This window comes from Terriglobia bacterium, from assembly GCA_020073085.1.
GTDB lineage: Bacteria > Acidobacteriota > Terriglobia > JAIQFV01 > JAIQFV01 > JAIQFV01.
The window spans coordinates 153,103-164,786 of record JAIQFV010000010.1; the positions used below are offsets into that span (position 1 = coordinate 153,103).

The 11,684-nt window shown below is 57.3% G+C and carries 9 protein-coding genes; 3 read left to right on the forward strand and 6 right to left on the reverse strand.

Features of this window, described 5'->3' with window-relative positions:
• Window positions 1–99: 99 nt before the first annotated feature.
• A complete protein-coding gene (locus LAO21_12280; GenBank protein MBZ5553492.1) occupies window positions 100–1,512 on the forward strand; it encodes a DUF512 domain-containing protein in 1,413 nt (470 codons plus the stop codon).
• 113 nt (window positions 1,513–1,625) lie between these two features.
• On the opposite strand, the gene LAO21_12285 is transcribed toward LAO21_12280, so the two are convergent.
• The 6 genes from LAO21_12285 to LAO21_12310 all read right to left on the reverse strand — a co-directional run bounded on the left by LAO21_12285 (window position 1,626) and on the right by LAO21_12310 (window position 9,387).
• A complete protein-coding gene (locus tag LAO21_12285) occupies window positions 1,626–2,885 on the reverse strand; it encodes an ABC transporter permease (GenBank protein ID MBZ5553493.1) in 1,260 nt (419 codons plus the stop codon).
• A gap of 38 nt (window positions 2,886–2,923) precedes the next feature.
• Window positions 2,924–4,147 (reverse strand): ABC transporter permease, encoded by a 1,224-nt coding sequence (locus LAO21_12290; GenBank protein MBZ5553494.1) that lies wholly within the window; start codon window positions 4,145–4,147, stop codon window positions 2,924–2,926.
• 207 nt (window positions 4,148–4,354) lie between these two features.
• Window positions 4,355–5,590 (reverse strand): ABC transporter permease, encoded by a 1,236-nt coding sequence (locus tag LAO21_12295; protein ID MBZ5553495.1) that lies wholly within the window; start codon window positions 5,588–5,590, stop codon window positions 4,355–4,357.
• A 15-nt stretch (window positions 5,591–5,605) separates the two neighbouring features.
• A complete protein-coding gene (locus LAO21_12300) occupies window positions 5,606–6,835 on the reverse strand; it encodes an ABC transporter permease (protein ID MBZ5553496.1) in 1,230 nt (409 codons plus the stop codon).
• 271 nt (window positions 6,836–7,106) lie between these two features.
• On the reverse strand, window positions 7,107–7,784 hold the full coding sequence (locus LAO21_12305; protein MBZ5553497.1) for an ABC transporter ATP-binding protein: 678 nt from the start codon (window positions 7,782–7,784) through the stop codon (window positions 7,107–7,109).
• 154 nt (window positions 7,785–7,938) lie between these two features.
• The gene (locus tag LAO21_12310) at window positions 7,939–9,387 is read right to left on the reverse strand and encodes an efflux RND transporter periplasmic adaptor subunit (protein MBZ5553498.1); all 1,449 of its coding nucleotides are present in this window, start codon (window positions 9,385–9,387) and stop codon (window positions 7,939–7,941) included.
• A gap of 261 nt (window positions 9,388–9,648) precedes the next feature.
• On the opposite strand from LAO21_12310, the gene hslV reads away from it, so the two are divergent.
• Entirely contained in the window at window positions 9,649–10,173 is a 525-nt protein-coding gene (hslV, locus tag LAO21_12315) for an ATP-dependent protease subunit HslV (GenBank protein MBZ5553499.1), read from the forward strand.
• Between the two features lie 45 nt (window positions 10,174–10,218).
• Entirely contained in the window at window positions 10,219–11,625 is a 1,407-nt protein-coding gene (hslU, locus tag LAO21_12320) for an ATP-dependent protease ATPase subunit HslU (GenBank protein MBZ5553500.1), read from the forward strand.
• Window positions 11,626–11,684: the final 59 nt, after the last annotated feature.

Below are 11,684 nucleotides of genomic sequence, written 5' to 3' on the forward strand. Positions count from 1 at the left end.
TCCGGTCAAGGAGGTCGCCCGCAGGGATGTGCTAGAATCATCGATTGCGCTCGTACATTGGGCTCCTGCCTGATCATCTGGATCTGACTGCTGAAAGATATGACGTCACCAACCTTGAGACACAACACAACCCCGGGGGCAAAGATCGCGGAAGTGGCCGAAGAGTCCCTCGCGGCGAAGGCCGGAATCAAGGCGGGGGAGGTGTTGCTCACGGTCAACGGCCACAACGTCCATGACGTCCTGGATCTGAAGTTTTATCTGTCGGAGCGGGAACACGGTTGTGAGCTGACTCTCAAATCGATGGACGGGGCGCCGAGAAAGGTCCGGCTGAACTCAGCCAGCGAAGGCGAATTGGGAATCGAACTCGAGGAGATTCAAACGCTGATTTGCAAGAACCAATGCGTTTTCTGCTTCGTGTTCCAACTCCCGAAAAAGGCGAGGAAAAGTCTCTGGATCAAGGATGAGGATTTCCGTCTGGCGTTTCTCTACGGCAACTACATGACGTTGACCAACGTTAATGAGGCCGAGATGGACCGCATTATTGAACAGCGGTTGTCGCCGCTTTACATTTCGGTCCACGCCACGGAGCCGGAAATCCGGGAGAAACTGATCCGGCCTTTTCATGGGGTCAAAGATGAACTCTTGCCCCGGATGGAGCGTCTCGCCGAAAATGGCATTCAAATGCACACGCAGGTCGTCCTCTGTCCCGGCTGGAACGACGGAGAGCACCTCATCCGGACTCTCGACGATTTGTTGGCGTTTTATCCCCACGTCCAGTCGGTGGCGGTCGTTCCCCTCGGATTGACGGATCATCGCGAAAGGTTGCCGCGGATGGACCCGGTGGATCCCGAATATGCACGGAGAACCATCGAGTTCATGAGGCCTCTTCAAGAAAGATTCCGAGCGAAAACGGGAAGTTACTTTGCCTATCTGGGAGACGAGTTCTATATCCTGGCGGGCGCTCCGATTCCCTCACACCGGCACTATGGCGATTTTCCTCTGCTCGAGAATGGGGTCGGAATGGTCAGAAAATTTCTTGACGGTTTTTCGCGGATCCTGGGACGGAAGCCGGCCGGCGCACTCCGGGCCCTGCGGGGTACGATTGTTACGGGAACGATTTTTGCCCCGATTCTGAATCATTCCATCGCCCGATTCAATGCCCGCTTCGGAAGTGAGTTGCAGGTCGTTGCAGTAGAGAACCGGTTCTTCGGCAAGGGGATCACGGTGGCAGGACTACTGACGGGGTCTGATATTCTGGCGGCGCTTCAAGGCCATGACTGCGGGGAATTGGTGCTGGTCCCCTCAGAAGCGATGATCAATGATGATTTTCTGTTTCTCGACGACCTGCGAAGAGCCGACCTCGAGCAATCCCTGGGCATTCCCGTGTTGCCCACCGGTTATTCGCCGGGCGAATTCTTCACGACCCTTCGAAGCCGGCATTCCAAAGATTTCTCCCCGCATGCCCATCCGGTTGCACATTCCCAGCTGAGTTACACCCTGCATATGAAGTAAAATGGAATTCGGGGAGTCAGACGTCTCTCCCTCTTTCTCTGTTTTCTCCCAAGGGGAGGGCAAAGGGACTACATCCTGATCCACTGGAGAAAGGCCCCTACCGGGATTCCCCCCTACTCGTACCTCAGGGCATCGATGGGATTCAGGCGGGCGGCCTTCCAGGCCGGATAGATTCCGAAAATCAAGCCCACCGTGACCGAGGTGATCAGGCCGGCCAGCAGCCAGAAGGGAGAGACCTCGGCGGGCAGGGCTGGAAAGAAGATCCTTAAGAGGAGCGCGATGGCGGAGCCGACCAGAACTCCGATGACACCGCCAACCGCGGTCAGTGTCATCGCCTCCAGGACGAACTGCCAGAGAATATCGCGTTTGCGTGCTCCGATGGCTTTCCGCACTCCGATTTCCCGGGTCCGTTCCGTGACACTCACCAGCATGATGTTCATCACGCCGACGCCTCCCACCAGCAATGAGATCCCCGCGATCAGCCCCATCACCGTGAAGACGCCGGAGGAGATCTGGTTCCACAAATCGGTGAACGCGTCCTGCGTAAAGATGGCAAAATCGTTGGGCTTGCTCGGTGGCACGCGGCGGCGACGGCGCAGCAATTCTTCTATCCGGTCAATCACCTCCGGCATCGCCTCCTGGTTGTCCACGCGCACGGAAATGAGGAAATCCTTGTACTCCGGATGCAGTTTGCGAAAAGTCCCGAGCGGCAACATGAGAATGTTGTCCTCCGGATTCGCGCCCCCGCCCAGCCCCTGCTTGCGTTTTTCAGCCACGCCGATCACCATGAGTTTGGCCCCCTCCACGTCGATCTCCTTTCCAATGGGATCGAGCCGTGGAAACAGGGTTTCGGCCGTGTCGTATCCCAGCACCACGACCGGGGACTTGTGTTCGTCCTCGTAGTCGGAGAACCAGCGCCCCTGGTACATCTGAATATCCCAGACCTCACGCGAACCGGCGTAATCTCCCTGCAGGATGGCATTCTTGCTGATGTTGTTTCCATACCGCGCCGAGAAGGTGCCGGCGCCGAAATCCGGTTTGAAAATCCGGAGGGCCGGATCTACGGCCTTGACCCCAGGGATCTCGCGGATAGCCAGCGAATCTTCAAAGGTCAGTTCCTTGCGCTGGAAGACCTCGCTCGGCTGACGTCCCAGCGTCGCCCAATTGAACCGGTAGATAAAGATCACGTTGGACCCGATCTCCTCAATCTGGGCGCTGACCGTTGCGTTCAGGCCGCGGATCACCGAAGTCACTGAAATGACCGTCATCACGCCGATCACAATGCCCAGAATCGTGAGTGCGGATCGCAACTTCGATTTCCGCAGGGAATCCAGGGCGAGCATAACGATTTCTCTGGCTTCGATGAGTTTCATGGTGAAAGTCCCAGGACGGTCCGCACCGGCGGATCGACCTACAGTTCATACCGCAGGGCCACAATAGGGTCCAGCCGGGCGGCCCGGGTCGCCGGATAAATTCCAAAGAACAAACCGATGCTGGTGGAAATCACGAGCCCCATCACCACCGACCACAGCTCTATGGTGGTCGGCAGGGGGGTCGCCCAGGACACGATTTTGGCGATCAGAACGCCTACCAAAATTCCCCACAGTCCGCCTACCAGGGACAAGGTGGAGGATTCGATCAGGAACTGGAGCAGGATGTCATGTCGGCGGGCGCCAATGGCCTTGCGGATGCCGATCTCGCGTGTCCGCTCCGTGACGCTGACCAGCATGATGTTCATGATCACCACGCCCCCCACGATCAGGGAGATCGAGGCGATGACGACAGTCACCAGGAAAAAGGCCCGGCTGATATTGCCCCAGATTTCCAGGAACGTCTGGTTCGTCTCAATCGCGAAATCATCTTTCTTCAAATAGGGGACGTGCCGCCGAGCCCTCATGATGAGGCGCACCTCGTCCTGCGCTGCATCCAGGGTGGATTCCCCGTAAGACTTCGCAAAAATACGCAGGGACCGCCGGGGGCCATACTGCTTGAGATGCGAAGTGACCGGAATCGTGACGAAATTGTCCCGCGACTGCCCCAGCGTCGAACCCAGTTTCTTTGCAACCCCGACGATGAGGTAGGGCTCATCGTCAATCTTGACTTCCTTCCCCAAAGGGTCCGTGGTGGGAAAAAGATTGTCTACAATATCGGTCCCTACAACGCAGAAGCGTGCCTTGTGTTCGTCATCCGATTCCGTGAGCGCCCGCCCGGAGGCGATGTCAATGTCCAGAATATCCGGCATGGCGGCGGACCAGCCGCTGATGGTCACATCGCGCAAAAACTGCTCGCTGTACCGCACCATCCCGCGGCGGCTCGTCGCGGCCCCGACCAGCGAGCAGTGCTCGCACGCGGCGCGGACCGCCTCGAAATCCTCCAACCGGATGTCCTTTCGCTTCTGCGCTTCCGTCCAGTCGTCAATATTGAGAATCACGTTGGGCGACTTGCTCAGAATGAAAACATCCGCTCCCAGGTTGAATATCTTGGTGGCGACATAGGTGTTGAGCCCGTTGATGATCGACACCACGGCAATCACGGTCATGACGCCGATCACGATTCCCACCAGCGTCAGGATCGACCGCATCTTGCTGGCCCTCAAGGAATCCAGCGACATCCGGATGGCTTCAAGAAAGTTCATGGGATAAGAACGGGTTGTTTGCCGCAGATGCGGGGGAAAGGGGATTCTAGCTGGCCGAGTTCACCGCCCCGGGTTCAACTCAGCGCATGGCTTACTCCACCACCCGGGTCATTCCATCCGGGTTCCCGGACAAGGGTGGTGAGTTCCTGGATTCCTGACTGAGAAAACTCCGCGTCCCCAGCGCCTCAGCAGTGATCCTCTCCCCCTTCATTCATATCGGAGCGCATCGATGGGATTCAGCTTTGCAGCCTTGTTCGCGGGATAGAGTCCGAAGAAGAGTCCAACACTGACCGAAACGGAGAACGCCAGGGTGATCCATACCGCAGATACCGCTGAAGGCAGCGGCGAATACTTGTTCACCAACCAGCTGATCCCGGCTCCGATCACGATCCCCAGGATGCCCCCCACGCCGGTCAGGACCATGGCCTCCAGGAGGAATTGCCAGAGAATGTCTTTCCTGCGCGCGCCAATGGCCTTGCGGACGCCAATCTCCCGGGTCCGCTCAGTGACGCTGACCAGCATGATGTTCATCACCCCGATCCCTCCCACCAGCAGTCCGATGGAGGAGATGACGAGCATGACCATGTAAGCCCCCCCGGTCACCTTGTTGTAGAGGTCGGCAATCTGGTCCTGGGTGCCCACCTCGAAATTGTTTTCCTGGTCGGGGCGGACGCGACGCTGTCGCCGCATGGCATCAATAATCTGGTCGATCGCCGTTTGCATCTGCTCCTGCGAGGACGGCTTGACGGCAATGAACGTGTCCTTCCGCTCGGGATAGTACTTGCGAATGGTGGAGAACGGGATCAGCATCCGGTTGTCCCGATCCTGACCCAGAAAGCTCCCGAGTTTTTGAAGCGTCCCGACGACCAGGTATTCCTGACCATCCCACATAATGGTCTTCCCGAGGGGGTCCAGGCTGGGAAACAGCTTCTCCACAATCTCCGATCCCAGGACGACCACATTGGTGCGGTGTTCCACATCCGTGTCCGTAATGAATCGCCCCTGGTCGAGCGGGCTGTCGAACACATAGAGAAAATCGGCGACGACGCCCCGCACCATCACTCCATTCGCCTTCTCACTTCCGTAGCGGGCCGGCGAAGTAATGAAGCCCGGGAACGCCATCGGAGACACGGCCGACACGGAAGGGCAATCGGCCTTGATGGCCATGGCATCATCGTAACTCAACTCCTTGCGCATGCGCTGTTGCTGGGTCAGACGGCCGAACTGGATGGTGGGGAAACGCGAAACGAAGATGGTCGAAGAGCCCATCGCGGACAGCTGTTGCGCGAAACTGCGATTGAGTCCTTCAATCACGCTGGCCATCCCGATCACCGTCATTACCCCGATCACCACGCCCAGGATGGTTAGAAACGAGCGCAGCTTGTTGGACCGGATCGTGTCCAGCGAGAGCAGCATCACTTCTTTGATTTCATGTTTTAGCATCGGTGGTGTTCTTGCCTATTCAAATCGAAGCGCGACAATGGGGTCCAGCTTGGCGGCCCGGCTGGCCGGATAAATGCCAAAAAACAGCCCCACACTCGAGGCCATCCCGATTCCCATCAGGATCGACCACCAGCGGATCACCGCCGGCAGCGGGGAGACTTTGGAAAGGATGAGCGCAATGGCGATGCCCAGCAATGCCCCCAACAGCCCCCCCGAACCGGCCAGGGTCACCGCCTCGATCAGGAATTGCAGCAGAATGTCCCGCCGCCGCGCGCCGATGGCCTTTCGGATGCCGATCTCTCGCGTCCGCTCCCGCACCGAGACGAGCATGATGTTCATGATCACCACGCCGCCCACAATCAATGCGATCGACGCAATGGAAATGGTCACGGCAAAGATGCCCTGCGAGAAACTCTGCCACAGATCAATGAAAGAGGCCGCGGTCTCCAGGGCAAAACCGTCCTCTTTCTTGTAAGGGGTATGCTGGCGGGCCCTCATGATGACCCGCACTTCATCCATCGCTTGCGGAAGCTGCGCCTCGCTCGGGGCCTGGACGTTGATGAACAGGGATTCATGGGAACCGTACATCCGCTGGTACATGGTGATCGGGATCCGCGCAAAGTTATCCATGGATTGACCAAAAAAGGATCCCGTCTTCTTGGCCACCCCGATGATCTCAAACGGGATGCCGTCGATCTTCACCTCGAGGCCCAACGGATCGCGCCCGTAAAATAATTTCTCAGCCAGGTCGGCTCCGATGATCACCCGCAGAGCCACATGGTCAACGTCCGTTTCCGTGAAATGGCGGCCGGAGGCCAACTCCATCACCTGACCCATAAAAGGGGCATTCACCGACACCCCGCGGATATCGACATCCTCGATCGATTGCATTCCAAACTTGACGGTTCTTGAACGATCCCAGATTCCCGCCACCGCCTTGCAAAGGTTGCAGCGCTCTTCGATCGCCTTCATGTCGTCCAGCGTCAGGTCGCGTCGCTTGTTGTATTCCAGAAACTCTTCAAACGAAGTCACAAAGTTCGGAAATTTTTGGACGGTGAATGTATCCGACCCGAACTGCAACACCTGATTCTTGACGTAGCTGTCGAGCCCCTGGACGATCGACACGACCGCAATGACGGTGGTGACTCCGATGATGACACCCACCAAGGTCAAAATGGACCGCAATTTGTGGGCGTTGAGCGCATTCAAAGCGATGATCGCCGATTCTCTCAGATTGATGTTCATAGTTAAGAGTTCAAAGTCCAAAGTTCCAAGTTCAAAGTTCAAAGTCCAAATGACCGGTTCAAAGATCCAAGTTCACGGTTCAGAGTGTAAAATCCAGGACTCCACGTTTTTCAGCTCAACCCTCAGACCTCCGTCTTCCAGCTTCTGACCTCTGACTTCTGACCCCTAGTTTCCGGCCTCTGGCTTCCGGCGTCTGGTCTCCTTCGCCCATCCCCTGACCCCCGACACCCGGCCCCTATCACCTATTCCCTACCACCTACCCCCTCCTCCCTCACCGCACCTTCTCATCTTTTTCGATCCGGCCATCCCGAATGTGGATGATGCGGTTCGCATGGGCGGCGATATCATGCTCGTGGGTCACCAGGACAATAGTATTGCCCTGTTCCCACAGCCGCTCAAAGAGATTCATGATGTCGACGCCGGTTGCGGTGTCGAGATTTCCGGTCGGCTCATCGGCCAGGATAATGGAAGGATTATTGACGAGGGCGCGCGCAATCGCGACCCGCTGGCGTTGTCCCCCGGACAGTTCATTGGGCTTGTGGGTCATCCGGTCGGCCAGATCCACCTTGGCGAGCGCTGCCTTGGCCTGTTCAAGGCGGGCGGCGGCAGGGGTCCCGTTGTAGATCAAGGGCAGTTCCACATTATGCAGGGCCGTAGCGCGAGCGAGAAGGTTGAAGGTTTGAAAGACGAACCCGATCTCCTTGTTGCGGATGAAGGCCAACTCATCGTCGCTCAGCTCACTGACGAGCCGATTGTTGATGAAGTACTTTCCCTTCGTGGGAGTGTCCAGACAGCCAATAACATTCATGAGCGTCGACTTGCCGGATCCCGAGGGTCCCATAATCGCCACGTATTCGTTTCGGTCGATCTTGAAGGTCACGCCGTGCAGCGCATGGATCTGCTCGGAGCCCATCTCGTAGGTCTTCCACAGATCCTCGGTCACGATCAGGGGTCGATCTCCATTATTTCCCATGTCTTTCCTCGTTTCGTCTATCGACGTCGCCACACTGGAATTCGTTCCCATCGAACACGATCCCTTCTGCCATCAAGCGCCCTGAATTTTTCGACCTTGAGGGCATCTCCCGATCCGGCATGCGAAGGGCTCAGGAGGTCTCTTCCTTCTTCACGACCTTCTTTTCTTCCTTGACCGGGGTTTCCGTCTTGATCGTGCGCAGGGTCTTATAATTTCCCGTCACGATACGATCCCCTTCCTCGATCCCCTTGGTAATCTCAATGTCGGTCTGCCCGGAGATCCCCGTATCGACCTGCCGGAACACTGCCCGGTTGTCCTTATTCACGACAAAAACACCCTGAACTTCGTTCTTCTTCTTGAGGCCCGGATTGGCCGGCGCCGGATTCACACCGGTCGCGGCCTGGGCCACCGTGCCGCCTTTTTGTTTCGCCTTGCTGCGTTTCTCCTGCTCCTGAATGTCATTCAAGTCGCGAATGGTAATCGCCTGGATCGGCACCGCGAGGACATTCTTCTTGCTCGCCGTGGTGATCCGGGCGGTGCAGGAGAGACCGGGCCGCAGTCCGGACGGAGGATTGTCGAGCATGACCACCACCTTGAAGTCCTTGGCCTCCTGGCTGCCCGTCGTGGCGGTTGCACTTAATCCGGATTTTGTCAGGGCGCTGTTGCCAATTTCAGTGACGTGGCCTTTGAGGGTCTGATTGGGGAGGGCATCCACCGCAACCTCCACCGGCTGATTGAAGGAGACGTTAACGATATCGGTCTCGTCCACACGGACCTCTGCGGTGATAACACTCATGTCCGCAATGGTCATGAGCACGCTCCCCGGGGTATTTTGGATCCCCGGGACGACGTTTTCACCTTCGTGGATGGGAAGGTCGGTCACAATCCCCGAGAGGGTGGCGCGAAACGTAGTCTTGCCCAGCATATCCGAACTCTGCAAGACACTGGCCTTCACCTGTGAAATGCGGTTTTCAAAAGAGCTCTTTTGCGCCACCGCCTGGGCCAACTGCGAGCGGCTGGCCGACAGGCCCGAGCGAGCCTGGTCGAGGGCCGCGCGGGCGCCTTCGAAGGTCGCTTTCGTGAGATCGAACTGCTGTTGGGCGATCAACCCATCTTTCAGCAATCCTTGTCCGCGATCATAGTCCAGCTTGGCACGATCATAATCCGCCTGGGCCTTCACCTGCGCGGCCTGGGCCGTTTTCAGATTTGCCTCGCCGGATTGCACCCCCGCCTGGGCGCTCTGAAAATCAGCCATCGACGATTGCAGCGCAGCCTGCGTCCCTCTCACACTGGCGGACTGCTGCACCGACTCCATCTGCGCCAGAAGATCGCCCTCTTTGACGATATCGCCTTCCTTGACAGAGATTTTGACGATCCTTCCGATGAGATAGGAGCTGACGTTGACATAATTCTTCGGCTTGATCTGGCCCGAGGCCGTGACGACCGACGTCAGATCCTGCCGCGCCACCTTTCCCATCTGGACAGGAATTTCCCCCCGGTCGGTCGCCTTGATGCTGCCGATTACGATTCCTGTCACCAGAACGGCCGCCCCCGCACCGATCGATATTTTCTTCCACAACTTCATAATATCCCTCCTGAAAGCTCACCCCTGTTGGATTCTTCAATCAGATGATGGCCGCGATCGTGGATCGCCTCGCTTCTTCAATTAGTTACGCTTCATTGACCCCAAAAGTTTCAGCAAAATCCAAAAAAGCCATTGAATAGAAATTGGCGATTCTGTAAGATACAAACCCATTATTATAAATCCAACTTGGCAAATTGGGTGAACTCTTTGACAAACGAAGCCCCCGAAAAAAGAAGCTCCCCAACCCGAGGGGTTATCCGATCGACCACGGTCCTTTGTGTACGCCGGAACAATCACGTGGCTTTGGCGGGGGATGGACAGGTTACTCTGGGCGAAACCGTCATCAAACACGGCGCGAAGAAGATCCGGCGCCTGTATAACGACCGGGTCATCGCCGGATTTGCCGGTTCGACCGCCGATGCGTTTGCCCTTTTTACCCGGTTTGAAACCAAACTAGAACAATTCAACGGTAACCTCAGCCGGGCGGCAGTGGAATTGGCCAAGGATTGGCGCACCGATAAGTCCATCCGCCACCTGGAAGCCCTGTTGATTGTCGCCGATGACAAAAGCACGCTGCTGATCAGCGGCACAGGCGATGTCATCGAACCGGACGACGGGATCGCCGCGATCGGATCGGGGGGACCGTACGCGCTGGCAGCCGCACGCGCCCTGTTCGGCCATACCTCCCTGTCCGCGCGCGAGATCGTGAAGGAAGCCATGGGGATCGCGGGTAAGATCTGCATTTTTACCAACGAATCCATCTCCATTGAAGAGATTTAGATTTTCAAGGCCCGCAGCGTTGCGGCCTGGGACTGGAATTTGTCCATGACCATTTTTCTCCCCGGTGAAGTGTCCGCCGAACGACTCCCCGCCCTCGATGAGCTCACGCCCCGTGAAATCGTGGCGGAACTCGACAAATACGTGATTGGCCAGCACAAAGCCAAACGCTCCGTGGCCATCGCGCTTCGGAACCGGATCCGGCGTCAGAAACTCTCTCCGGAGATGGCCGAAGAGGTCATGCCCAAAAACATCATCATGATCGGCCCCACTGGCGTGGGAAAGACCGAGATCGCCCGGCGGCTGGCCCGTCTTTCCAATTCTCCTTTCCTTAAGGTGGAGGCCTCCAAATTTACGGAGGTCGGCTACGTGGGACGCGACGTGGATTCGATGATCCGAGACCTCGTGGAGATCTCCATCGAGATGGTACGGGAGGAGAAACTGGATGAGGTCGCTGAAAAGGCCGAACAGAACGCCGAGGAACGCATTCTGGATATGCTGTTGCCCCCCATGCCTTCTCCTCCCAAGTCCGATCCGGTGCAGGCTGAAGAAATCAGCAAGGCCAAGGAACATTTTCAACTGACCCGCGAAACCCTCCGCGAGAAATTGCGGGCGGGAAAACTGGATGACCGGATCGTGGATGTCGATGTGCGCGAACGCAGCTTCCCGGCCTTCGAGATCATCACCAACCAGGGCATCGAAGAGATGGACATCAATGTCAAAGACATGCTGCCCAACATCTTCGGCCAAAAGACGAAGAAGCGGAAGATGAAGGTCGCCGAAGCCTGGGACTACGTGGTCCAGGAGGAAGAACAGAAACTCATCGATATGGACCAGGTGACGCGCCTGGCGGTGGAGCGGGTGGAACAGGGCGGGATCATCTTTCTCGATGAGATTGACAAGATTGCCGGCCGGGAAAGCGGGCACGGTCCCGATGTCTCCCGGGAGGGGGTGCAACGCGACATCCTTCCGATTGTTGAAGGCACGACGGTCAACACGCGCTACGGGATGGTCCGGACCGATCACATCCTCTTCATCGCGGCCGGCGCCTTTCATGTCTCCAAGCCCTCCGACTTGATTCCGGAACTGCAGGGAAGGTTTCCGATTCGCGTGGAGCTCGAGTCGCTGACCGTCGACGATTTCATCCGGATCCTGACGGAGCCCCAAAATGCACTGGTCAAGCAGTACACGGCGCTGCTGGAGACGGAGGGGATCAAGATGGTGTTCACCGAGGATGCCGTCCGGGGAGTCGCCTCTTTTGCGGCCCTCGTCAACGAGCGCACCGAGAACATCGGCGCCCGACGGTTGCACACCATTATGGAACGCCTGCTGGACGAGATTTCGTTCGAGGGCCCGGATCTCAAAAAGAAAGATATCACCATCGATCAGGATTACGTTCAAAAACAACTCGCTCATATCGTCAAGAACGAGGATTTGAGCCGCTACATTCTCTAACGGGTGATCCCGGCTCGGATCCTCAATGTCCAAGGGCCCGTGTCAGTGCCTCCCCAAGG